This window comes from Brachybacterium sp. GCM10030267 (assembly GCF_042666875.1).
Lineage (GTDB): Bacteria > Actinomycetota > Actinomycetes > Actinomycetales > Dermabacteraceae > Brachybacterium.
Genome location: NZ_JBHTCX010000012.1, coordinates 311,366 through 335,037 on the forward strand (window position 1 = coordinate 311,366; position 23,672 = coordinate 335,037).

Sequence of the window (23,672 nt, forward strand, 5' to 3'; positions counted from 1 at the left end):
TCAGGCGGGCGGCGGATCATCGCTCGCCGATCCGGTCCCGGACCGGCGGATCTCGGCCAGGAGCTCGTCGACCGCGGGGAGCTCGGTCGCGAACGGGTCGAGGACCTGTACCGGCATGGACCCGGGACGGGTCAGGCGCATCGTGGTCCAGTCCACGACATGGTCGACGCCATGCTGCTGAGCGGCGGTGACCACCTGCCCGCGCAGGTGCGCCCGCGTGGTGGCGGGAGCGACCTCGCGGGCGGCCTCGATGCGCTGCTCGGAGAGGACCGCCGGAGCGAGCCCGCGGGCCTGGAGACTGGCGAAGAGGCCCTGGCCCGGCGAGATGTCGTGGTAGGCAAGGTCGAGCCGCTCCAGCGCCGGATCCGAGAGCTCGACCCCACGGCGCTCGGCGACCTGCGAGAACAGGCGCTCCTTGATGGCCCAGTCCAGACGGGTCGCGGCCCAGCTGCGGTCCCCGGTGCGCACCGCGTCGAGCGCTCTCTGCCAGGTCTCCAGCACGTCGCGCTCGGCGCTGTCGGAGCCCTCGGTCTCCTCGGTGACCTCGGCGGCGAGATCCAGCCAGCGCTGCTGGATCTCGACCGCCGAGGTGGTGCCGCCGCCGGCCGTGGGGATCGGCGCCTGCCCGGTGAGGTCGCGCGCGACGGCGCGGATGGTGGCGATGTCGTCGGCCAGGGTCAGATCGGGCAGGGCCCGGCCCGACTCGATGGCGCGCAGGACCAGGTCGGTGGTGGCGAAGCGCAGGTGCGTGGAGACCTCGCTCATCGTCGAGTCGCCGACGATGACGTGCAGGCGGCGGTACCTGGTGGGGTCGCCGTGGGGTTCGTCGCGGGTGTTGATGATCGGACGGGTTCGGGTGGTGGCCGACGAGACCGCCTCCCACATGTGGTCGCTGCGACGGGAAAAGACGAAGCGGGCCCCGTCCTCGTCACGCACCACTCCCCCGGCGCCGGTGACGATCTGCCGGGTGACCAGGAACGGCAGGAGGTACCGCGGCAGGCGCGTGAACTCGCCGCGGCGGTCGACGAGGTAGTTCTCGTGGGAGCCGAAAGCATTGCCCTCGGAGTCGACGTTGTTCTTGAGCAGGTGGATCCGAGCGTCCTGGCCGTCGGCGGCGAGGCGCTCCCCCGCCTGCTCGGCGAGGTCGGCGAAGATGCGTTCGCCGGCGCGGTCCTGGGCGACCAGTTCCCACCAGTCGTCGCATTCGGCCGTGGCGTACTCCGGATGGGAGCCGACGTCGAGGTAGAGACGGGCGGCGTTGGGCAGGAAGACGTTCGAGGAACGGCCCATGGCGACCACGGGCCGGAACAGCTCGCGGGCCGCGTTCTCCGGCTCGAGCGCGCGGGTGCCGTCGGCGTGCACGCACACCAGCCCGAACTCGGTCTCCAGGCCTCCGACTCGACGCCTCATCGGGTCACTGGCCGCCCTTCTGGACGAAGGAGCGCACGAAGGTCTCGGCGTTGGACTCCAGCACGGAGTCGATCTCGTCGAGCAGGTCGTCCGCAGCCTGGGCCGAGGCATGGGTCTGGCCGCCGCTGGCGCTCTCGGTGCTGCCGTTGTCGTCGTCCGGCTCGGGACCGGATGCATGCAGTGACTGCTGGGACACGGGATTCTCCTCGGTGGTCGGGGGCTGTGGTCGGTCTGCGGAATCGTGGTGTCAGCGCGGCCGTCGTGCGGAGACGCCGGCGTCGGGGCCGAGCATCATCCTCAGTGCTCGCCGACGGCTCGGCGCAGCGAGTCGAGGATCTGTTCGACGCCCCCGCGGAGGTCGATGCCGTGGGCCTGGCACCAGGAGGCGGAGCCGAGGCGCGGATCCGCCAGGCGCAGACGGTGTCCGCCGTCGGGCCCGGCCAGGGTGATCGCGTCCCACCCGGCCGAGGGGACGTGCTCGCGATGGGCGGCGATGAGGCGGCCGCGCAGGTGGGCGCGGGTCGACGCGGGCGGGGTGGTGATCGCCGCGTCCACCTCCTCCTGCGCCACGAGCGTGCCCACGGCGCCGGCTGCGCGCAGCTTCGCGAACAGGCCCCGGCTGGGACGGAGGTCGCTGAACTGCAGGTCGATCAGGGACAACCGCGGATCGCCCCACTCCAGGCCGTGCCGGGCGCGGTAGCGTTCGAGCAGCTGCAGCTTGGCGACCCATTCGATGCGGTCGGCGGCCAGCGCGGGATCCTGCTCGAGCAGGTCCAGCAGCTCGCCCCACGTGCGCAGTACCGCCGCGGTCTCCTCGTCGCCCGGGTCGCACAGCGGCTCGAGCGCCTCGAGGTGGGCGCGCTGAATCTGGAGGGCGGTGAGCTCGCGCCCGTCGGTCAGGGGCACGGTCGCTCTCAGCGTGGGGTCGTGGCTGATCGTGTGCACGGCCGCGACCGGGTCGGCCAGGCGCAGATCGGGAAGGATCGCATGCCCGGTGCGGTGCTCGGCCTCCAGCGCGGCGAGCACCAGGGAGGTGGAGCCGAGCTTGAGGAACGTCGACTCCTCCAGCAGGTTCGCGTCACCGATGATCACGTGCAGGCGGCGGAAGCGCGAGGGGTCCGCATGGGGCTCGTCGCGCGTGTTCACGATCGGCCGGTTCAAGGTGGTCTCCAGTCCCACCTCGGCCTCCATGAAGTCAGCGCGGGAGGAGATCTGGTAGCCGGGCTGCTCGCCCCGGGGACCGAGGCCCACACGACCGGCGCCCACGAGCACCTGGCGGGTGCTCAGGAACGGGAGCATCGCGGCGGTGAGGCGTTCGAACGGCACCTCGCGCTCGACGAGGTAGTTCTCGTGCGTGCCGTAGGACGCGCCCTTGCCGTCGGTGTTGTTCTTGTAGAGGGTGACGCCCGGGATGCCGTCGGCGGCCTCGAGGATTCCCATGGCGCGGCGAGCGATCTCCTCCCCAGCACGGTCGGCGACCACGGCCTCGCGGGCACGGGTGACCTCGGGGGCGGAGTACTCCGGGTGCGCGTGGTCGACGTACCAGCGCGCGCCGTTGGCCAGCACGGCGTTGCCGATCGAACGCTGGGCCGCCCAGCTGAGCACCTCGGCGTCATCGCCGTCCGGGGCGGTCTCGGGGCCGGCGGCCGGGGCATCCAGCTCGACGCTGGGCAGGCTCGGGGCGCTGGGCAGGTGCGCCTCGTGCACCTCGTCGGTGAGCTGGGTGGGGTGGGCTGCGGCGCGCTGCAGGTCGAAGCCGCGCGCGTCGCGCAGCGGGGTCTCATCGCCGTAGTCCCAGCGTACGCGGGATCCGCGCTCGCCCTCGTGCGGGTCCAGCAGGGCGTAGGCGCCGACGACCAGGTGCGAGAGTCCGACGGCGCTGCCGGCACCGGCGCGCGAGCGGGTCTCGGGATCGGTGTGGAGCACACCGAACTCGGTCTCGATCCCCATGACGCGCTCGGTGGTGAGGTCGGTGACATCCGCCAGGCCCGCCGGGCCGCCGGCCTGATCGCTCGTGTCAGTGCTCATCCCCGCACCTCCTCGACCAGGGGCTCCTCCGCCTCGGCCGCGCGGGAGCGTCCCTGCAGCGGGACCACTGCCTCGATCCGGCGGCCCTGCTTGCCGCGGGTGCCGGAGACGCGAGCCCAGTCCTCGGGGTGCGCCGCCGAGGGCATGTCCTCGTTCTCGACGAACTCGGCGGTGATCGCCTCGCGCAGATGCTGTGCGGTCAGTCCCACCGACCCGCTGGCCAGCTGGTCCTTGACCGCGAGCTTCTTGGCGCGGTCGGTGATGTTGCGCAGCGTCGCCCCGGAGACGAAGTCGCGGAAGTGGAGGGTCTCCTCGGAGCCGTCGGAGTACTCCAGGCGCACGAACGCCGAGGCCGGGCCGTCGTCGTAGATGTCCTGGGCCGCCACATCCAGCAGCTGGTCGCGGTCCTCCCGCATCGGGACGGACTCGTCGAGATAGAGCCCCAGGATCTCGCGGCCCGCCTCGAGATCGGGACGGCGCACTCGGATCTTCACGTCCAGCCGGCCGGGGCGCAGGATCGCCGGATCGATCATGTCCTCACGGTTGGAGGCGCCGATGACGATGACGTTGTCGAGGTCCTCGACGCCGTCGATCTCAGCCAGCAGCTGCGGCACGATCGTGGTCTCGACGTCGCTGGAGAGGCCGGAGCCGCGGGTGCGGAACAGGGCCTCCATCTCATCGAAGAAGATCACCACGGGGTGGTCGGCGGCGGCCTTCTCGCGAGCACGCTCGAAGACGAGGCGGATGGAGCGCTCGGATTCACCGACGTACTTGTTCAGCAGCTCCGGGCCCTTGATGTTGAGGAACGCGGAGTTCTCGAGGGCTTCGGCGACGCTGACGCCGCGCACCTCGGCCGATCGCAGCACGAGCTCGTGGGCGACGGCCTTGGCGATCATCGTCTTGCCGCAGCCGGGCGGGCCGTACAGCAGCACGCCCTGGGGCGGGCGCAGACCGTAGGTGCGGTAGAGGTCCTGCTGGAGGAACGGCAGCTCGACGGCGTCGCGGATGGCCTCGATCTGGCCGCCGAGCCCCCCGATCTGGTCGAAGGTGACGTCGGGGACCTGCTCGAGGACGAGGTCGGTGATCTCGGCGCGGTCGATGCGCTCCATGACCAGCTGCGCCTTCAGGTCGACCAGCACGTGGTCACCAGGGTGCAGCGCCTCCTCGGCCAGGGCGCCGGCGCGGCGCAGCACCCGGGTGTCGTCGGGGGCGACCGCCACGATCACGCGGGTGTCGGGCAGGGACTCCACGACGGGCACGACGTTGCCCGCATCGCTCGGGGCCACCGCCTCCACGGCGGCCAGCGACTCGTTCAGTCGCAGCTCGGCGCCGGGTTCCAGGCTCTCCAGGTCCAGGCTCGCGGCCGTGGCCACGCGCAGCCGGCGGCCGTTGTGGAGCACGTCGATGGTGGTCCCCTCGGTGCGGCGCAGGAACGTGGCGTAGGAGTTCGGCGGATCCCCCACCCGCTCCAGGTCGGCCTTGAGCTCGACGATCTGGGCGCGGGCGGCTCGCAGCCCGCTGGTGAGGCGGTCGTTGTGGGCGGCCAGCTGCTCCAGCTCGGCCGTCATCTCCGCGTAGGTCTTCATCGTCGCGGCCTCTCCTTCCCTGTCGTCGCCGGTCGGCTCAGCGGTCCCGGCCCTGCCGGATGTCGCGCAGGGCGCGCTTGAGCTTGCGCGGGGCGACGCCGCGCTCCCCCAGGTCCTGCGGGCCCCATTCGCTGTCCGAGCCGCCGAAGCCGTCGTTGGCGGGATCGTTCATCTCCTCCTCGACCCGCGAGCCGGGAGCCGGGCGGGTCACGCGCGACAGGGCCGACGTGCCGTGGGCCGTGCGGCGCGAGGTGAGCAGGAACCCGGTATGGGCGTTCATGCGGTGCTCCGGTCGCACCGCGAGCCCCTCGAGGTGCCAGGGACGCACGAAGGACTCCCAGGCGAAGGGCTCGGTGAACTCCCCATGGTCGCGCAGCGCCTCGGCGGTGCGGGAGAGCTGGGTGACCGTGGCGACGTAGGCGAGGAACACGCCCCCGGAGACGAGCACCTCCGCGGCGGCCTCGATGCATTCCCAGGGGGCGAGCATGTCCAGGACGACGCGGTCGACGGCGGGCCCGTCGGGCGCCAGCGTCGGGGCGACGTCCTGGAAGTCGCCGACGGTGAGATCCCAGGACGGGTTGGGGCCGCCGAAGAAGGTCTCGACGTTCTCCCGGGCCACCTCGGCGAAGTCCTCGCGGCGCTCGATCGAGTGCAGGCTGCCGTCGGGGCCGACGGCGCGCAGCAGCGCCGTGGTCAGGCCGCCGGAGCCCACCCCGGCCTCCAGCACGCGGGCGCCGGGGAAGATGTCGCCCCACATGAGGATCTGGGCGGCGTCCTTGGGGTAGATGATGGCGGCGCCGCGCGGCATGGAGAGCATGTAGTCGGCGTACAGCGGGCGCAGCGCCTGGTATCTGGTGCCCCGGTTGTCCTCGACGACCACGCCGTCCTCGGCGCCGATCAGCTGGTCGTGGCGCAGCACGCCGCGGTGGGTGTGGAACTCGCCGCCGGGCTTCAGGGTGATGGTGTGCAGCCGGTTCTTGGAGTCGGCGAGCTGGACCTTGTCGCCGAGATCGAAGGGGCCGGTGCGGTCCAGGCCGCGGCGGGGCGCGCGGGGCGCGGGGCCCTGCGCCCCGGTCCGGGCTGCGGGCTGCGACGGCTGATCAGTCATGCGTTCCAGCATATGACGTGCGGTGAGACGGACGGGAGGAAGGGAGGCGATGTTCACCGACCGCGCAGAAGCGCATTGACGTCGGCGCTCATGATCACCCCGTGCACCGCCCCCTCGGCGTCGGTGACGAGGTAGCCGGGCATAGGGCGGGCGAGCATCACCGAGACCAGCGCGTTGCCGCGCAGGGAGGCGTCGAGTCGGCCGATCGGGCCGACGGATCCGGCGACCGCGCTGACCGGGGTGGCTGCGCGCCGGTCCGCCGGGACCGCGGCGGCGGCGACGGGATCGATGCGGTAGGCGCTGCCGATGTGCCCGGACCCGGGCGGGGCGGGGTCGAGGATGAGCACGTCGTCGAGGTCGCCGGTGGTGCCCAGCTCGGCCAGGGGCCGGCTCGGCGGGACGATTCGCATCGGATGGGCGAGGCTCTCCGCGTCGAGGGAGTCGACGCGGTGGCTGAGGTTCGCCGATTCCAGTGCCCGGGAGGCGCCCTGCCACAGCATGCCCGCGATCAGGACGGCCCACAGCACGGTCAGCAGCGAGAGTGTTCCCGCCCCGTCGGCCCGCACGATCCGCACCAGGGGAAACACGACCACCAGCACCGCGATGCCGCGACCGATCCAGGCGGTGATGCGGGTTCCCAGCAGCGGGTTGCGCAGCACGCCGGACAGCAGGGACTCCAGGGCGCGGCCGCCGTCCATCGGCAGCCCGGGGAGCAGATTGAACAGGGCGAGGGCGATGTTCAGCCACGAGGACAGGCCCCAGAACACCGCGGCGGACGAGCCGGGCTCGGACAGGGACGCGGCGCCGGCGGTGAGGGCTGCGAGCACCCCGTTGCTGATCGGGCCGGACAGGGAGATCACCAGCGAGGGCAGCGCTCCCAGCGCCTCCCCGCGGTACTGGGTGTGCCCGCCCCACAGGGTCAGGGCGATGTGGTCGACCGTGGCGCCGAACGCCCGGGCGCTGAGGGCGTGCGCGGATTCGTGCACCAGCACGGAGACGATCATGAACAGGGCTATGCCCAGGGACAGCAGGATGGGCGTCAAGGGATCCGTCGTGCCGCCCCGGGCGAGCCCGGGGTGGATGATCACGGCGAGGATCAGCACGGTGACGAGCGTGCCCGGGCTGACACGGATCGGCGGCAGCGGGCCGAGGCGCAGCGTGGGGCTCTTCATCATCCGTCTCCTTCGGGCCGGGGACGGCGGCTCCCCAGGACAGGGCGAGGATATCCGCTGCGCCTGCACCCCGGCTCCGTCCCGTCGGCGGAGCCTATGATGGAGCGATGAGTCGAATCGCCATCACGGCTTTCAGCGGATGGAACGACGCGGGAGAGGCCGCCACGGGGGTGATCGAGCACCTGCTCGAGGTGTGGCCGTCGCGTCCTGCCGGAGCGGTCGATGCCGAGGAGTACATCGACTTCCAGGTCAACCGGCCCGAGATCCGCACGACGGAGGCGGGCCTGCGCGTGATCGACTGGCCCGACACCGAGCTGCGCATCCTCCAGCCCCCGCGGGGACCGGAGATCGTCACCGTCCTGGGCCCGGAGCCGTCCCTGCACTGGAAGCGCTTCTGTGACGAGGTGCTCGAGCAGATGCAGATCCTCGACGTGAGCTCCGTCATCTCGCTGGGCGCGCTGCTGGCGGACTCGCCGCACTCGCGCCCGCTGCCGGTCTCCTCTGCGGTCGAGCCCGGGTCCGCCGAGCCGGTCGAGGACTCGGAGCTGTACTCCGGTCCGGTCGGGGTGCCGACGATCCTGGCGCGGCGCGCCGCCTCCGCCGGTCTCCGCACCACCAGCATCTGGGTGCAGGTGCCCCACTACGTCTCGCAGAACCCCTCGCCGAAGGCGGTGCTGGGTCTGCTGCGGGAGGTCCAGGAGCGCGTCAGCGCGCCGATCCCGATCGAGGAGCTGATCGAGGACGCGGAGGCGTGGGAGCGCGGTGTCGACGAGCTGGCCCGCACCGACGAGGACGTCGCGGAGTACGTGCGGCGACTGGAGCAGGCGCAGGACGCGGCCGGGCTGCCCGAGGCCAGCGGCGACGCCATCGCGAAGGAGTTCGAGCAGTTCCTGCGGCGGCGACGCGAGTCGGAGTAGTCCCCCTCCTTCCCGCGCGGCCCCCCTCCCGCGCGGCCCCCCTCCCGCACGGCCTCCTCCCAGGTGGTCTTCCTCCCGGGCGGCCTGCTTTCCGCGCGACGTCGCGGCGCAGGACATGGCCCACCACGACGGCTCGCCGACCCGTGCCGCCCGTTCCCCCGATCCGTGTCTCCTGCGCCACGGATCGGGGGAACGGGCCGGCGCGTCGGACCGGGGGAACGGGCCGGCGCGTCGAGTCGGCCCGGGGCCGCCCGGCTGCCGGCCGCTCAGCTCGTGCGCGGAGTCAGGTCCAGTCCGAACAGGGCGTCCGCCGCGGCGGGCACATCGCCGGGAGCCCGGTCGCCGGCCTCGGGGGCTTCACCGCTGCCGGCCGAGTCGGAGGCCCAGGCGTCCAGGGCGCTCAGCGCGGACGGCGTGTCCAGGTCGTCGCGCAGCGCGCGGCGCAGCGCCTCGACCGTCTCCGGGTGCTGCCCTCCCTGTTCGGCGGCGCCCCGGTAGCTGTGCAGACGGCTCGTGGCGAGGTCGACCTCCTCGGCGGACCATTCCCAGTCGGCGCGGTAGTGATGGGCCATGAGCACCAGCCGGACCACCATCGGGTCGATGCCATCGCGCACCAGTCGGTGGACGAAGACCAGGTTGCCCAGGGACTTGCTCATCTTCTCGCCCTCATGGGCGACCATGCCGCTGTGCATGTAGGTCCCGGCGAAGCCGCGGCCCAGGGCCACGGCATGCGCCGCGCCGAGGTCGTGATGGGGGAAGATCAGATCGCTGCCACCGGCCTGGACGTCGAAGGGCAGGCCGAGGCCGTCCTCGGCGATGCAGACGCACTCGACGTGCCAGCCGGGACGGCCACGGCCCAGGACACCGCCGTCCCACGCGGGCTCGCCCTCCCGTTCGGCGCGCCACAGCAGCGGATCGAAGCGGCCCCGCTTGCCCTCGCGCTCCGGGTCACCGCCGCGCTCGGCGAAGACCGAGAGCATCTGCTGCTCGCTCCAGCCCGAGACATCGCCCAGCGCCCCGTCCACAGCCAGGTCGAGATACCAGTCCGGGCCCGCAGCGTCCTCGGCGGGGACGGGATACGCGCGTCCGCGCTCGTGCACGCGCTGGACCAGAGCGATGATCCCGTCCATGCTCTCGCTGACGGAGCGATAGGTGTCCGGGGCGAGGATGCGCAGCGCCTCCATGTCCTCGGCGAACAGGGCGGTCTGCGAGGCGGCGAGCTCGCGCCAGTCGACCCCGTCGCGGGCGGCACGCTCCAGCAGCGGGTCGTCGACGTCGGTGACGTTCTGGGCGACGTCCACCTCCAGCCCCGTGTCCAGCAGCGCACGCCGCATCAGGTCCGCGGCATGATACGTGGCCGCATGCCCCAGATGGGTCGCGTCGTACGGCGTGATCCCGCAGACGTACAGCCGGGCGCGACCGGGCATGATCGGGACGAGGGGCGCCACCCGCCCCGTCCGGGTGTCGTGCAGCCTCAGCGGGATGTCGGAGGCGGGAAGGGGCGTGATCGACGGGGAGGTCCAGGAAAGCACCGTCCGATCATACGGGCCGTGCGAGGCCTCAGGCGCCGCCGAGAGGGTCGACCACTCCGAGCCACAGCAGAACCAGCAGCACCAGGCCAGCGGCCACGCGGTAGAGGACGAAGGGCAGGTAGGAGCGGTTCTCGATCAGCCGCATGAACCACACGATGACGGCGTATCCCACCCCGAAGGCGACGGCCGTCGAGATGATGATCGCCACCAAGGAGGGCTCCCCGGCCGCGGCTGCGGCGGCACGACCGTCGGCGGACAGCAGCGCCGGCACCTCCTTGGCGGCCTTGTAGAGGCCGGAGGCGAAGACGGCCGGGATGGCGAGGAGGAACGCGTAGCGTGCGGCGGCCTGACGGGTGTAGCCCATGAGGAGGCCTGCGGTGATGGTCCCGCCGGACCGTGAGACGCCGGGGATCAGGGCGAGGGCCTGGGCGAGGCCGAAGAGGATGCCGTGACGGACGGTGAGGGTGTCCAGCTCCTTGCGCTGAGGAGCGATGCGGTCCGCCAGTCCGAGCAGCACACCGAATCCGATCAACATCGACGCGGTGATGTAGAGGTTGCGCAGGCCGTGATCGATCTGGTCCTCGAACAGCAGTCCGAGCACGCCGATCGGGATCGACCCGACGATCACCAGCCAGCCCATCCTCACGTCCGGATCGGACTGGGGGACCTTGCCGGCCAGGGCCTTGAACCACTTGCCGATGATGCGGGTGATGTCCTTCCAGAAGTACATCACCACGGCCGCTTCGGTGCCGAGCTGGATGATGGCGGTGAAGGCCGCGCCCGGGTCCTGGCCGGGATCCATGAGCTCACCGACGACGCGCACATGGGCGCTCGAGGAGATCGGGAGGAACTCGGTCAGTCCCTGGACGAGCCCCAGGATGATCGCCTCGATGAACGACATGGACTCTCCTCGGGGAAGGACGGACGGCGCACTCGGGCCGACACGTTCATCGGCCTCGGACAGAGTACGCGGCGCCGGGCTCGATGCCCGGCGCCGCGTGGGGACCTGTGGTGAAGATGGCGTGCACGTTCTACGACCCGCTCATGGAGCGGTCTCAGCGCTCGGCGTCATCCTCGTCGTAGTCGCCGTCCTCGTAGTCATCGTCATCGTCCTCGTCGTCCTCGAACTCATCGAGGTCGTCGAAGTCGTCGTCATCCTCATCGTCGTCGTCCTCGGCGTCGAAGACGATGAGCGGGGTGGCGATGTCGTAGGCGTCGAACAGAGCGTCGTCGTAGGTGTCGAAGGCCGTGGTCAGACGTTCGGTCGCGGCGTCCAGGGCCGGATCGTCGTCACCGCGGGACGCGGCGGCGGCCTCGTAGTGACGTTCCAGGGCAGCGATCAGCGCAGCGAGAGCGGAGCGAGGATCCGTGTTCATGGTTGGACGGTACCGCGTCGGACGGCAGAATGGACAGTGGAACCGGCCGGGCCGGGGTCACGACTCTGCTCGTCGGGCAGCGGCGGCCCCGGAGCCGGCCGATACGCGTCTATGCACACAGGAGGATGCCGTTGTCCGGAGGCCAGCAGCCCCTCGCGGCTCGAATCGAGCACGTGCGCGATCCCCGCGGGATCAGGGATCTGCCGCTGGAGCGGGGACGCCGCGCGGAGGACTACGAGTTCCAGATCATCACGGTCCCGCGCAACAGCTCCGTGGCCCAGGTGCGGGCCACACTGACGGAGCAGGCCGAGTACGGCCGGTGGGAGCACGCCCGCACCCGCCTGTACATGGGCGGGGGCAAGAAGGTGTGGATGCGGCGACGCATCATCCGTGTCGAATCCACCCTCGGGTACTCCCCCGTGATCGAGATCTGAGATCGCCGGCCCGTCCACAATCCTCCCGGACGGGCGGGAACCGTCCCGCATCTCTGGTGCAATGACCGTGTGCCCGTTGCTGCTGCCCCGCTGATCCCGCTCGTCGTGCTGCTGGTGCTGTACCTGCCGCCGGCGCTGGTGCTGGCCTGGGTCGACGGGCGCGAACACCGCCTGCCCAATCCGTGGGTCGGCTCGATGACGGCGGCCGTGGCCGCCGCTCTGGCGATCACGGCGGCCGCCGTCCCCGCCCTGCGCGGCGGGCTGCGTACCGCTGTCGTGCTGGCGCTGGCGCTGGGGGTCGGCGCGATCCTGATCGCCCTGGTGGCGCCTGCGCTGCTGGGTATGGGCGACGCGAAGACGGTACCGGTGGTGGTGCTGATGTGCACCGCACTCGGCGGGGACGTGCTGATCGCCGGGCTGCTGGGGATCGCGCTGGTCGCGGGCGCCGCCGGGACCGTCGTGGTGGCCGTGACCCGCCGCGCCGGCGTGCGCTTCGCTCTGGGCCCGGTGCTGCTGGCGGGGCCGTTCCTGGGCCTGCTGGGCGCTCCGGTGGTCCGCAGCGCTCTGGGGACGGCCTGAGCTCAGGGGCCCTGCGACGGCTTCCCGGCGGCCTGGCGCTGGCGCCGCGCCTCGTACAGGGCGATCGAGCCTGCGATGGAGGCGTTCAGCGAGGAGGCGCTGCCGGTCATGGGGATCTCGGCGACGACGTCGCATCCCTCGCGCCAGCCGGCGCTCATCCCGATCGTCTCGTTGCCCACGACGATCACGACGGGGCCCGTGAGATCGACGTCGGAGATCGCGCGGCCACCGGCCTCGTCGAGACCGAGCACCGTCCAAGGTTCGCCCTCCCCGCGCCGGGAATCGACCCAGTCCAGCACGTCGCGGTGCGAGGCCCGTCGCAGCACGGGCTGGGCGAAGATCGACCCGGTGCTGGCACGGATGGCGGCCGGATCCCAGGGGTCGGCGCTGTGCCCGGTGATGATCAGGCCAGCGCCACCGAGTGCGTCGACGGTCCGGGCGAGGGACCCGATGTTGCCGGGACTCGAGGGCCGGTCGAAGACGACCAGCAACGAATCGGACGACGGCGTCAACCGGTCGAGGTCGTCGCTCGGCACCGCGGCCAGAGCGAGCAGCTCGGGGACCCCCTCCTCGCGCTCCCCCAGCTCGGCCATCAGCTCCGCATCGACCTCGACGACCGGCGCCGGCGGCGAGGCCAGGAGCTCGCGGGCCCACCGGGAGGGCCGCTCCCGGCCGTCGGACAGCAGCGCCCGGATCTCGACGCCATGGGCGATGGCCCGGGTGATCGGCCTGACCCCTTGGACGATCATCTCTCCGCTGCGGGAACGCTTGGTGCGGTTGGTCAGCAGGGACTGCCACTGCTGGAAGAGGGCGTTACGACGGGCGAGCCGCGCCGGGAGCCTGGTGCCGGTTCCGTGCGACCGCGTCATGCGCCCGCCCCGTCGTATCCGAACTGTCGCCACGCCTCGTACACGGCGATCGAGACGGCATTGGCGAGATTCAGGGAGCGCCGGGCCGGGAGCATGGGGATCCGCACCCGGGCGGTCACCCGGGGGTGCTCCAGGGCCGAGGCCGGCAGGCCGGTCGGCTCCGTGCCGAACAGCAGCACATCCTCGGGGGCGTAGTCGATCTCGTCGAAGGTCGTCTCGGTATGCGCGGTGAAGGCGAACACCCGCGCCGAGGGCGCGGCTGCCAGGGCGCGGTCCAGATCGGGGTGGATGCTCACATCGGCGAGATCGTGGTAGTCGAGCCCGGCCCGGCGCAGTTTCGCGTCCTCGAGATCGAAGCCGAGCGGCTCGATGAGGTGGAGCCGGGCCCCGGTCACGGCGGAGAGCCGGATGGCGTTGCCGGTGTTCCCGGCGATCGCGGGCTCATGGAGGAAGACGTGGACCATGCCGACGATTCTCCCACGGTGCTCCGTGGTGACCCGGGTCGTGACCCGGCGGTGCCTCAGCCGGCCGGTGACGCAGAAGAACCCCGCTCCACGATCGGAGACGGGGTCCCACAGGGTGTCCGAGAGGGGACTTGAACCCCTACGCCCTAATACGGGCACTAGCACCTCAAGCTAGCGCGTCTACCAATTCCGCCACCCGGACAGGCGGCCGCCGCAGCGACTGAAGAAGATTAGCACGGGCCGGCGCTCGAAATGGGCCCCATCCGCCTCCTGCCAGCACGGACGTGAAGACAATCACGCCATGACGCCGATCCGGCCGGTCCGCATGAGTGTGCGGAGGAGCTCCAGTGCCGCCTCCACGCGGGCGACGAAGGGGCCGGCGGAGCTGTCCGGCAGGCGCTCGGCGAGGTCCTGCAGGGCGGCAGCGGCCAGGACGACCATCGTCGGGTCGGGGTCGATGAGCGAGTCCGGATCCCAGGCCTCCAGAGTGGCCAGGGTCTGGTCGAGCTCGTCGGAGGCGGCGTGCTGGGTCGCGGTCAGCAGGTCCACCCGGGCCCGGGTGGCCAGTGCTGTGCAGCGTCGCAGCAGCGGTGTCGAGACGTCCGGGCCGATGGGCGCAGTGTCCGTGGCCGGATCGGCTGTGGACTTCGCCGTGGGCGGGGACGTGGCGGGGACGATCGTGGCAGAACCGGCTCGCTGCGGGTCGATGGGGTCGTTCTCGCCCCCGAGCCCTTGGTCCAGGTCCATGAGTCACTTCCTCGTGCTCGATCCAGCGGCGTCCGACGAGACCCGTCGGGCGCCGCCACTTTACTACTCCTTTGCTGAACCCGACAAGGGAGCACGGTGTCGTCAGCCCGGCGTCCCGGGGCCCGAGGCGCGCCGGGCGAGCTCTCCGCGCGCCGCCGCCAGCATCTCGGTGACGGGGGCCGCGGTGACCGCGAGCATGGAGCGCACCTGCATGTCGGCCTGGTGAGCCAGCATCTCGAGACCGTCGGCGACGGTGCCGCCGCGCTCGGCGACCAGGGCCGCCAGCGGGGCCGGCCACGGGTCGTAGAGCACGTCGAGGAACACCTGCGGCACCGCGAGCGGCTCGCGCCGGCGCCAGTCGGCGGCGACCGTCTCGGCGCCGCCGACGGCGAGGGCGCTGACGACGACCTCCGCCGTCAGGGCAGCGTTATTGTCCTCCCACGCCACCAGCTCGACGGGGGTACCGGCCCGGGCGGCGAGGGCCTCCAGCGGTGCCAGCTTCTCCGGGCTGCGTGCCGTCAGCACGATGGTGCCGGTCCCGAGAGCGACCAGGGCGGCGACCGCGCTGAGCGCCGTCGACCCCGACCCGATCACCGCGCCCCGAACGGGCCCGGCAGTTCCGGAGCCGGCGGGTGCGACGCCGTGATCGCCCAGTGCCGCCACGATCCCGTGGACATCGTGGTTCTCCGCCCTCCACGTGCCGTCGGGGCGACGGATCAGGGTGTTGGAGACGCCCAGGTCGCGCGAGGTCTCATCGGTCTCGGCGGCCAGCGCGAAGGCCTCCGGCTTGCCGGGCATCGTCACGCTCAGGCCGTCCAGCTCGCGGCCGGCGCCGCCCTGCACGAATGCCTCCAGCTCGCCGGCGGGGACGTCGTAGCGCTCGTACGTCGCGTCCTCGATACCAAGGGTGCGGTAGGCGGCGGCATGCAGGACGGGCGAGAGCGAATGCGCGACCGGCGAGCCCACCACCGCGAACCGGGAGGGGGCGGTCACCCCTTCGCCTCCGCCCAGGCCTGCCATTCGGCCACGTTCTTCTCGTGCTCCGCCCAGGTCTCGGCGAACTTCGTCTCCCCGGTGTCGGTGTTGACCGTCACGAAGTACAGCCAGTCGCCCTCGGGCGGGTCGATGGTCGCATCCAGCGTCGCGCCCCCGGGGGCGGCGATCGGCCCCGGGGGGAGGCCGGTGTGGGCGTAGGTGTTGTACGGGCTGTCGGTGGCACGCTCTTCGTCGGTGGTGCCGACGCTGGCGCTCTTGCCGGTGACGTAGTGGACCGTGGAGTCGAACTGGAGCCTCATCGGTTTGCCGCCGGCATCACCGGCGCCCTCGAGCCGATTATGGATGGTGCGCACGACCTTTCCGTAGTCCTCGGCGTTGCTGGCCTCGAGCTCCGCGAGGGAGGCGATGGTCAGCGACTCGTGCCACTCCTCCTCCGGGATCTCGCGAGCTGTCAGCTCCTCCTCCATGCGCTCCCACATCATCGAGATGACCTCCTCGGCGGTGGCCTCCTCGGGGATGTCGTAGCGGCCCGGCCACAGGTATCCCTCCATTGACTCCGCCGGGTTCTCGGGGATGCCGTAGGAGGTGTAGTCCTCGGCAGCCGCCTCGAAGTCCTCCACCGGGATCCCTGAGGCCTCGGACAGGAGCGGCCAGATCTGGGTCAGACGCAGCCCCTCGGGCACGATCACCCGGTGTCCGGCGAGATTCGCGGGATCCATCAGGGCTTCCAGCGCGTCGGCGGCGGGCATCTTCTGCTGGAGCCGGTAGACGCCCGGCTCGATGCCCGAGGCGTCGGGCGTGTTGGCGAAGAGATTGACGAACGGGCCCGTGGTCTTGATGACGTCGTGCTCGACGAGGGTCTGTGCGATGTCGGTGCCGGTGTCGCCCTCGGCGACCTCGACGACGGCTTCCCCGCTGCCGGGCCCCGGGTAATCGGCCGCCTCGGTCTCGACGCTGACGTTGGAGGTGAGCCACCGGTATCCCTGGACGCCGCCGACGCCGAGCCCGGCGACCACCAGGATCACCAGCAGCACAGGGAGCACCGAGCGCACGAACCCTCCGCGCCGCGGACTGCGCCGGCGGCCTCGATGGCTGTTGCCCTTCGCCGGCGCCGCGCCGTGATCGCCGCTGCTGGATTCCTCCTGTGTGAGCTCCTCCAGGGACAGCTCGTCGTCGCTCATGCGGTGCCCTCCTGATCGGTGCGTTCCGCCTGCTCGGAATCGTCCTGCGCGGCAGGCACGAGCTCGCCGGCGCGTGCTGCGGTCGACCGTTCGATGTCCAGCGCCTGCTGCAGGATCATCACGGCGGCGACCTGATCGACGACCTGCCGGTGCTTGCGTCCCTTGCGACCCGAGGTGTGCAGCGCCTGGTGCGCTGTCACCGTCGTCAGCCGCTCGTCGAGAAGGCGGATCTCGACGTCGCCGACTCCCGTGGTGTCCTGCGGGCCCTGTGCCAGGACCGTGGCCAGTTCTGCAGCGAAGTCGCGGGCCTTGGCGGCGGCAGGTCCTTCGGTCCCGTCCAGGGAACGCGGAAGCCCGACCATGATGACACGAGCTTCCGTCTCGCGCGCCACGAGCGCCACGCGCGCGGCCGCGGACTGCCGTTCGACGGTCTCGACCGGGGTCGCCACCAACCCGTCGCGGTCGCTGCGGGCGAGCCCGACCCGGACATCTCCGACATCAACCCCCAGACGGACTCCGCGGGGAAGCCCCGCGACATCCTGGACGTCGTCGGATGGCCTCATGCGGTCACGGCCGCCTCGATAGTGCTGCGCACCGCGGCGAGGGCATCGGGGATGCGGGCGGGCTCACCGCCGCCTCCCTGGGCGAGGTCGGGCTTGCCGCCGCCGCGTCCGCCCATCGCCTCGGCGGCGGTGGCCAGGATCTTCCCGGCGGCCAGGCCCAGATCGCGGGCTCCGGGGCTGGTGGCGACGACGAGCGCGGCGCGCTCGTTCTCGTGCCCGGCCACGGCGACCACGGCAGGCGCGTCGTCGCCCAGGCGCGAGCGCAGGTCCAGCGCGAGGGTCCGCAGATCACCGGCGGCGATCCCCTCCCCGGCGTCGTGGGCCAGCAGCCGCACCCCGGCGACGTCGACCGCTTCGCCGGCCAGGCGCCCGGCCTCGGCCTGCAGCTGCTGCCCGCGCAGTGCGGCCAGCTGCTTCTCCATGTCCTTGGTCCGCTGGGTCAGGGCGCGCACCCGGTCGGGCAGGTCGTCAGGAGATCCCACCTTCAGCAGCTCGGAGAGCTGGGAGACCAGGGCGTGCTCCTTGGCCTGGTAGCGGTAGGCGGACAGGCCCACCAAAGCGTCGACGCGACGCACGCCGCTGCCGATGGAGGACTCCCCCATCAGCTGCACGGTGCCGATGGCGCCGGTGCTGGGGACATGGGTGCCGCCGCACAGCTCACGGGACCAGTCCCCGCCGATGGAGACGACCCGGACGATGTCGCCGTACTTCTCGCCGAACAGGGCCTGGGCACCGAGCGCGCGAGCCTCGTCGATCGGCATCTGCTGGTCGGTGACCGCGAGCTCGTCCTGCAGCAGGGTGTTCACCCTGCCCTCGATCTGCTCGAGCGCGCTGTGCGGGACGCCCTGGCCGTAGCGGAAGTCGAAGCGCATGCGGCCCGGCGAGTTCTCCGAACCGGCCTGGGTCGCGCCCTCACCGAGCTCCTCGCGCAGGGACTGGTGGACCATGTGCGTGGCGGTGTGCGCGCGGGCGATCGCGCCGCGGCGGGCGGTGTCGATCGCGGCGACCGCCTCGGTCCCGGTGGCGACCGAGCCCTCGACGAGACGGCCGCGGTGGACGATGAGCCCGCGCACCGGGGCCTGCACGTCGTCGACCTCGATCAGGCCGCCGCCGGCGATGGTGATCTGGCCCTGATCGGCGAGCTGGCCGCCGGCCTCGGCGTAGAACGGGGTCGAGGCGAGGACCACCTCGACATCCGCCGGGGCATCGACCGCGTTGACGAGCTCCCCGCCGACCAGCACCGACTCGACGGTGGTCGCGACGGTGGACTCCGTGTAGCCCAGGAACGGCACGCTCTCGCCGCGCTGGGTGAGCAGACGGTTGTAGATCGCCGTGTCGGTGTGCCCGGACTTCTTGGCGGCGGCGTCGGCGCGGGCGCGCTCGCGCTGCTCCTGCATGGCGCTGCGGAAGGCGGTCTCGTCGACCGTGAGGCCGACCTCGTGGGCCATCTCGACGGTGAGATCGACCGGGAAGCCGTAGGTGTCGTGGAGACGGAAGGCGTCCTCGCCGGGGACGGAGCGGCCCCCGCTGCCCTTCACATCGCTCACCAGCTGATCGAAGATCGTGGTGCCGGTCTCGAGGGTGCGGCGGAACGCCTCCTCCTCGGCGTAGACGATCTCGGAGATGCGGCCGAAGTCCGCCTCGAGCTCCGGGTAGGACTCCACCATCACCGACTGCGAGATGGGCAGCAGCTGCGGCATGGACGGCTGTGTGTGGCCGAGCAGCCGCATCGAGCGCACGGCGCGTCGGATCAGGCGGCGCAGCACGTAGCCGCGGCCTTCGTTGCCGGGCCGGACCCCGTCGGCCACCAGCATCATCGCGCTGCGGACGTGATCGCCGACGATGCGCAGACGGACGTCGTCCTCCTCGTCGGCCCCGTAGACCCGGCCGGTGAGCTCCTGCGCCTTCTCGATGACGGGGAAGACCTGGTCGATCTCGTACATGTTCTGCTTGCCCTGCAGCAGATAGGCGACGCGCTCGACGCCGAGCCCCGTGTCGATGGACTTCTGGTCGAGCTCACCGAGCAGCGGGTAGTCCTTGCCCGTGCCCTCGCCGCGCAGGTACTGGTCGAACACGAGGTTCCAGATCTCGATGTAACGGTCCTCGGCGCGCTCGTCACCCGGCCATTCGGGAACCGTGCCGGTGACGGCCTCGGGTCCGTACTCCGGGCCGCGGTCGTAGTGCCACTCGCCGCAGGGACCGGCGGGACCGGGCTGGCCGGTGTCCCAGAAGATCTCCTCGCGCGGCAGGCGCACCACGCGGCGGGGCTCGAGCCCGATCACCTCGGTGACGTGGCGGTAGGACTCCTCGTCGTGCTCCCAGACGGTGAACCACAGGCGCTCGGGATCCATACCGAGCCCGCCGGCGTCCTGGCTGGAGGTCAGGAACTCCCAGGAGAGGTCGATCGCACCCTGCTTGAAGTAGTCGCCGAAGGAGAAGTTCCCCGCCATCTGGAAGAACGTGCCGTGGCGCGTGGTGCGGCCGACGTTCTCGATGTCGTTGGTGCGGATGCACTTCTGGACGCTGACCGCGCGCGCGTACGGAGGCTTCTCGGTGCCCACGATGTACGGGATGAAGGGAACCATGCCGGCGATCGTGAACAGGATCGAGGGGTCCGAGGAGACCAGCGAGGTGCTGGGGACGACCTCGTGCTGCTTCGAGGCGAAGAATTCGAGCCAGCGGCGATGGATCTCTGAGGTGCGCATGTCTGGGGAGGTCCTTCCTGAGACACCTGGGGCGGGCCCGCGGCGGCGCCGGGCGGGCGGTGCGGACACGAAGGCCCCGGTCAGGGTACCGGAGTACTCCTGCCGGGGCCTTTCGCGTCGCGATCAGCGCATGTCAGCGCGCGTAGTACTCGACGACCATCTGCACGTCGCAGGTCACGGGGACCTCGGCGCGCTTGGGCCGCGAGACCAGCTTGGCCTTGAGCTGGTCGAGCTCGACCGACAGGTACACCGGGGTGGAGGCGTAGACGTCGGAGTTACCGCCCTCGGCGGCGATCTGGTACTGGTCCATGGCCTGAGCCTTCGGCTTGACCTGGATGGTCTGGCCGGGCTTCACGCGGAAGGAGGGCCGGTCGACCACCTTGCCGTCGACCATGATGTGGCGGTGCACGACGGCCTGACGGGCCTGGAGGATGGTGCGGGCGAAGCCGGCACGCAGCACGAGCGCGTCGAGACGCATCTCGAGCAGCTCGACCATGCTCTCGCCGGTCAGGCCCGCCTCCTTCTTGGCGTCCAGGTAGGAGCGGTGCATCTGCTTCTCGCGCAGTGCGTACTGGGCGCGCAGACGCTGCTTCTCGCGCAGACGCACGGCGTAGTCGGACTCGGTCCGACGGCGAGCACGGCCGTGCTCGCCCGGGGGGTACGGGCGCTTCTCGAAGTACTTGATCGACTTCGGGGTGAGCGGGAGCCCGAGGGCTCGGGACAGGCGCGCCTGCCGGCGCGCACGGGTGACGTTGGTCACGAGGTCTACCTCTGTTCGCGTGGTTGAATCCTGATCTTGCAGCCGCGGATTCAGCGCCCCACACTACCCCAGCGCACACCGCTGCTCAACGGACATCGGCCCCGATCAGCACCCGGGTCCTGTGGAGTCCCCCACAGCGCCGCGGAGGGCGCCGCCCTCAGCTGCCGCGCGCGTCGTCCGAGCGCAGGATCCTGCGCAGCGCTTCGACCCGCCGGCTGGTGCGGTCCTCGTTGCCGTGGTTCGTGGGCCGGTAGTAGTCCACCCCGACGAGATCGTCCGGGGCGTACTGCTGGGCGACCACGCCGTGCGGCGCGTCGTGGGCATACCGGTAGCCGGTGCCGTGGCCCAGCTTCTCGGCCCCGGCGTAGTGCGCATCGCGCAGATGAGCCGGTACCCCGGTGCCCTTGCCGGCCCGGACGTCGGCGATCGCCGCATCCAGCGCCCGGTAGGAGGCGTTCGACTTCGGGGCGGTCGCGATATGCACCACGGCCTGGGCCAGGGGGATCCGGCCCTCGGGCATGCCGAGCATCTGGACGGCCTGCATGGCGGCGACCGCCACCTGCAGGGCGTCGGGGTCGGCCATGCCGACCTCCTCGCTCGCGGCGATGACGACGCGGCGGGCGATGAAGCGCGGGTCCTCCCCCGATTCGATCATCACGGCGAGGTAGTGCAGTGCGGCGTCGACATCGCTGCCGCGCATGGACTTGATGAAGGCGCTGGTGACGTCGTAGTGCTGGTCCCCGGCGCGGTCGTAGCGCAGCGCGGCGCGGTTGACCGCCTGCGACAGGGTGGCCGCGTCGATCTCCCGGGATTCCTTCATCAGGGCGGCGGCCGCGGCGGCCTCGAGCGAGGTCAGGATCTTGCGCGCATCTCCCCCGCCCAGGCGCAGCAGGGCCTCGCGGGCCTCGGACGTCAGCGTCACCGCGCCGTCCAGGCCCCGCTCGTCGTTCAGGGCGCGATCGATCAGCTCGTCGAGATCCGAGCGCTCCAGCGACTCGAGCGTGAGCACGATCGAGCGGGACAGCAGCGGGGAGATCACCGAGAAGTAGGGGTTCTCGGTGGTCGCGGCGATGAGGGTGACCCAGCGGTTCTCGACGCTGGGCAGCAGGGCGTCCTGCTGCGATTTCGAGAAGCGGTGCACCTCGTCGATGAACAGGACCGTCTCGCGGCCGACGGTCCGCAGCCTCGAGCGCGCCTGGTCGACCACCTCGCGGATGTCCTTGACGCCGGCGAGCACTGCGGAGACCTCGACGAACTCGCGGTCCCCCGACTGCGCGACGACGTAGGCCAGGGTGGTCTTGCCCGTGCCGGGCGGGCCCCACAGGATCACGGAGCTGGGCGCGGTCCGGGCGTCGTCGGCCGCCACCAGGCGGCGCAGCGGACTGCCGGGCTCGAGGGCGTCGTGCTGGCCGACGATCTCCTCGAGGCTGCGCGGACGCATCCGCACCGCGAGCGGGGCGCGATGGTCGCGGTTGCGGTCGGACAGCGTGCGCGGGGTCGGCGCATCGCCACCGAGCGAGAACAGGTCCTCGTCCATACCCTCAGCCTAGGTCGGGGACGCCGGCGCCGCAGGTCCTGCGCCCGCGGCCGTGCACCGCCGCCGGGCGGCAGGACGTGCTCAGGCCCATGCCTCGCCACCGAGCTCGCGGGCCAGCCGCCCCGGCCAGCCCGGGCCCTCGTAGATCATCGCCGTGTACCCCTGGACCAGGTCGGCCCCGGCCGCCAGACGGGCGCGGACGTCGGCGGCGGTGGTCACTCCCCCGCAGCTGATGATGGCGGCCTCGCCCGGCAGTTCAGCGCGCAGCAGTCGCAGCACCTCCAGGGAGCGCTCGGCGAGCACGGGCCCGGACAGGCCGCCCGCGCCGATGGTCTCCAGCCGCTCGGGCTCGGTGCGGAGCGATGCGGGCCGGGCGATGGTGGTGTTGGTCGCGATGACGCCCGAGAGGCCGACGTCGGTGGCGAGGGCAGCGACGGCCCGGAGGTCCTCGTCGTGGAGATCAGGGGAGATCTTCACGAGCACGGGGAGCTCACGGCGCAGCCGTCGTCGTGCCCGGGAGACCTCATCGAGAACGGCCTCGAGCACGGGCCGGAGCATGTCGACGCCCTGGAGGTCACGCAGCCCCGGGGTGTTCGGGCTGGAGACGTTGATCGCGAGGTAGCTGGCGTACGGCGCGAGCAGACGGGCGGAGAAGCGGTAGTCCTCCGCCGCATCCTCGAGGGGGGTGACCTTCGACTTGCCGATGTTCACACCGATCACGGCGCGCTGGCCGCGCTCGGTACGGCGAGCGGCCGCGAGATGCCGCGCCAGTGCCTCGGCGCCGTGATTGTTGAAGCCCATCCGGTTGATGAGGGCGCGGTCCGGGATCAGCCGGAACGATCGCGGGCGGGGATTGCCGGGCTGGGGCTTGGCCGTGACCGTGCCCACCTCCACATGGCCGAAGCCGAGGTCGAGCAGCGCCAGCGGCACCTCACCGTCCTTGTCGAAGCCGGCCGCCAGCCCCAGCGGGCTGTGATGGTCGGCGCCCAGGACATGGCGGGCGGGACGGTGATCGTGCAGCGGGTCAGGGGTGGCGAAGGCCGCCCGCAGCAGTCGCCGACCGCCGGGCAGGTTCTGGGCCGCCCGCAGCGAGCTGACGGTGAGGCGGTGCGCCTGCTCGGCATCGAGCCGGCTGAGGCCGCGGCGGAACAGCGTCTCGTACGGCCCGCGTCGGGAGGTGTCGTCTGTGGTCACGGGGATACCGTACGCGGTCGGGCGTCGTCGGGACGCGGCCGAGGGGCCGGCACCGACGCGGCTCACCGGGTGCGTCGGCCGCGCACCATGTAGATCAGCGCCACCGCCGGCAGCAGCAGCGGCACGAAGCCGTATCCGCGCCCATAGACCGACCACACGGTGGCGTCGGCGAACAGCTCGGGATCGAGCAGGCTCAGCGTGCCCACGGCCAGCACGCCGACCAGTTCGAGGGTGCACAGCGCCTGGGCCAGGGGTGAACGGCGGCCGCGGCGGATCAGGGCGAGGGTCACGGCGATGTAGGTCAGCGCCGCCAGCAGCGAGAAGCCATAGGCGACGGGCGCGAAGGAGAAGTCCCGCAGGATCTGGACCAGGCTGCGGGCCGTCGCGGAGAGGGCGAACAGCCCGTAGACGATGATCAGCACGGCCTCGAAGCCGCGTGAGCGCGATTGCTCCCCCGCACGCGGCGCAGCGGTGGGGCGCTTCTCCCCGTCGGTCGTGTGCCTCATGTCATCGC

At 71.7% G+C, this 23,672-nt stretch carries 23 protein-coding genes and 1 tRNA gene; 3 read left to right on the plus strand and 21 right to left on the minus strand.

Annotated elements, in window-relative coordinates:
• From pafA to ACFQS2_RS12510, 6 genes are all read right to left on the minus strand, one after another.
• Positions 1-1,410: a Pup--protein ligase gene (pafA, locus tag ACFQS2_RS12485; RefSeq protein WP_377793940.1), complete on the minus strand. Its 1,410-nt coding sequence runs from the start codon at positions 1,408-1,410 to the stop codon at positions 1-3.
• A 4-nt stretch (positions 1,411-1,414) separates the two neighbouring features.
• Positions 1,415-1,606 (minus strand): ubiquitin-like protein Pup, encoded by a 192-nt coding sequence (locus ACFQS2_RS12490; RefSeq protein WP_377793941.1) that lies wholly within the window; start codon positions 1,604-1,606, stop codon positions 1,415-1,417.
• A gap of 101 nt (positions 1,607-1,707) precedes the next feature.
• Positions 1,708-3,438, minus strand: a complete 1,731-nt coding sequence (gene dop, locus ACFQS2_RS12495) for a depupylase/deamidase Dop (RefSeq protein ID WP_377016975.1) — start codon at positions 3,436-3,438, stop codon at positions 1,708-1,710.
• A complete protein-coding gene (arc, locus tag ACFQS2_RS12500) occupies positions 3,435-5,024 on the minus strand; it encodes a proteasome ATPase (RefSeq protein ID WP_377016973.1) in 1,590 nt (529 codons plus the stop codon). The genes dop and arc overlap by 4 nt, the downstream gene beginning before the upstream one ends.
• A gap of 37 nt (positions 5,025-5,061) precedes the next feature.
• Entirely contained in the window at positions 5,062-6,132 is a 1,071-nt protein-coding gene (locus ACFQS2_RS12505; protein WP_377793942.1) for a tRNA (adenine-N1)-methyltransferase, read from the minus strand.
• 53 nt (positions 6,133-6,185) lie between these two features.
• Positions 6,186-7,304 (minus strand): site-2 protease family protein, encoded by a 1,119-nt coding sequence (locus tag ACFQS2_RS12510; protein WP_377016969.1) that lies wholly within the window; start codon positions 7,302-7,304, stop codon positions 6,186-6,188.
• Positions 7,305-7,411: 107 nt separating this feature from the next.
• Between ACFQS2_RS12510 and ACFQS2_RS12515 the strand changes: the two genes are divergently transcribed.
• Positions 7,412-8,221 (plus strand): PAC2 family protein, encoded by an 810-nt coding sequence (locus ACFQS2_RS12515; protein ID WP_377016967.1) that lies wholly within the window; start codon positions 7,412-7,414, stop codon positions 8,219-8,221.
• Between the two features lie 266 nt (positions 8,222-8,487).
• Here ACFQS2_RS12515 and mshC read toward each other — a convergent pair whose 3' ends face one another.
• From mshC to ACFQS2_RS12530, 3 genes are all read right to left on the minus strand, one after another.
• Positions 8,488-9,753, minus strand: coding sequence for a cysteine--1-D-myo-inosityl 2-amino-2-deoxy-alpha-D-glucopyranoside ligase (gene mshC / locus ACFQS2_RS12520; protein ID WP_377016965.1), 1,266 nt, complete (start codon positions 9,751-9,753; stop codon positions 8,488-8,490).
• Positions 9,754-9,781: 28 nt separating this feature from the next.
• Complete coding sequence (locus ACFQS2_RS12525; protein WP_377016963.1) at positions 9,782-10,654, minus strand: undecaprenyl-diphosphate phosphatase; 873 nt, start codon at positions 10,652-10,654, stop codon at positions 9,782-9,784.
• Between the two features lie 154 nt (positions 10,655-10,808).
• Positions 10,809-11,129, minus strand: a complete 321-nt coding sequence (locus ACFQS2_RS12530; RefSeq protein ID WP_377016961.1) for a DNA primase — start codon at positions 11,127-11,129, stop codon at positions 10,809-10,811.
• Between the two features lie 125 nt (positions 11,130-11,254).
• Between ACFQS2_RS12530 and ACFQS2_RS12535 the strand changes: the two genes are divergently transcribed.
• Both ACFQS2_RS12535 and ACFQS2_RS12540 read left to right on the plus strand, forming a co-directional pair.
• Positions 11,255-11,563, plus strand: coding sequence for a DUF5703 family protein (locus ACFQS2_RS12535; protein WP_377016959.1), 309 nt, complete (start codon positions 11,255-11,257; stop codon positions 11,561-11,563).
• A 69-nt stretch (positions 11,564-11,632) separates the two neighbouring features.
• Complete coding sequence (locus tag ACFQS2_RS12540; protein ID WP_377793943.1) at positions 11,633-12,142, plus strand: hypothetical protein; 510 nt, start codon at positions 11,633-11,635, stop codon at positions 12,140-12,142.
• A gap of 2 nt (positions 12,143-12,144) precedes the next feature.
• Here the strand turns inward: ACFQS2_RS12540 and ACFQS2_RS12545 are convergent, their stop codons facing one another.
• From ACFQS2_RS12545 to ACFQS2_RS12600, 12 genes are all read right to left on the minus strand, one after another.
• Positions 12,145-13,011: a TrmH family RNA methyltransferase gene (locus ACFQS2_RS12545; RefSeq protein ID WP_377016955.1), complete on the minus strand. Its 867-nt coding sequence runs from the start codon at positions 13,009-13,011 to the stop codon at positions 12,145-12,147.
• Positions 13,008-13,475 carry a tRNA (cytidine(34)-2'-O)-methyltransferase gene (locus ACFQS2_RS12550; RefSeq protein ID WP_377016953.1) on the minus strand — a complete coding sequence of 156 codons (468 nt, stop codon included), beginning with the start codon at positions 13,473-13,475 and terminating at the stop codon, positions 13,008-13,010. Before ACFQS2_RS12550 ends, ACFQS2_RS12545 begins: the two co-directional genes overlap by 4 nt.
• Positions 13,476-13,591: 116 nt before the next feature.
• A tRNA-Leu gene (locus ACFQS2_RS12555) sits at positions 13,592-13,677 on the minus strand.
• 92 nt (positions 13,678-13,769) lie between these two features.
• Complete coding sequence (locus ACFQS2_RS12560) at positions 13,770-14,222, minus strand: hypothetical protein (protein WP_377016951.1); 453 nt, start codon at positions 14,220-14,222, stop codon at positions 13,770-13,772.
• 102 nt (positions 14,223-14,324) lie between these two features.
• A complete protein-coding gene (locus tag ACFQS2_RS12565; protein WP_377793944.1) occupies positions 14,325-15,215 on the minus strand; it encodes a shikimate dehydrogenase in 891 nt (296 codons plus the stop codon).
• Entirely contained in the window at positions 15,212-16,399 is a 1,188-nt protein-coding gene (gene mltG / locus ACFQS2_RS12570; RefSeq protein ID WP_377016947.1) for an endolytic transglycosylase MltG, read from the minus strand. The genes ACFQS2_RS12565 and mltG overlap by 4 nt, the downstream gene beginning before the upstream one ends.
• A complete protein-coding gene (ruvX, locus tag ACFQS2_RS12575; RefSeq protein ID WP_377793945.1) occupies positions 16,396-16,962 on the minus strand; it encodes a Holliday junction resolvase RuvX in 567 nt (188 codons plus the stop codon). Before ruvX ends, mltG begins: the two co-directional genes overlap by 4 nt.
• The gene (gene alaS, locus ACFQS2_RS12580; protein WP_377793946.1) at positions 16,959-19,667 is read right to left on the minus strand and encodes an alanine--tRNA ligase; all 2,709 of its coding nucleotides are present in this window, start codon (positions 19,665-19,667) and stop codon (positions 16,959-16,961) included. The genes ruvX and alaS overlap by 4 nt, the downstream gene beginning before the upstream one ends.
• Before the next feature lie 133 nt (positions 19,668-19,800).
• On the minus strand, positions 19,801-20,427 hold the full coding sequence (gene rpsD / locus ACFQS2_RS12585; RefSeq protein WP_377016940.1) for a 30S ribosomal protein S4: 627 nt from the start codon (positions 20,425-20,427) through the stop codon (positions 19,801-19,803).
• A gap of 157 nt (positions 20,428-20,584) precedes the next feature.
• The gene (locus ACFQS2_RS12590; RefSeq protein WP_377016938.1) at positions 20,585-21,964 is read right to left on the minus strand and encodes a replication-associated recombination protein A; all 1,380 of its coding nucleotides are present in this window, start codon (positions 21,962-21,964) and stop codon (positions 20,585-20,587) included.
• Between the two features lie 81 nt (positions 21,965-22,045).
• Positions 22,046-23,158, minus strand: a complete 1,113-nt coding sequence (locus tag ACFQS2_RS12595; protein WP_377793947.1) for a quinone-dependent dihydroorotate dehydrogenase — start codon at positions 23,156-23,158, stop codon at positions 22,046-22,048.
• Between the two features lie 62 nt (positions 23,159-23,220).
• Entirely contained in the window at positions 23,221-23,664 is a 444-nt protein-coding gene (locus tag ACFQS2_RS12600; protein ID WP_377016934.1) for a hypothetical protein, read from the minus strand.
• Positions 23,665-23,672 lie beyond the last annotated feature (8 nt).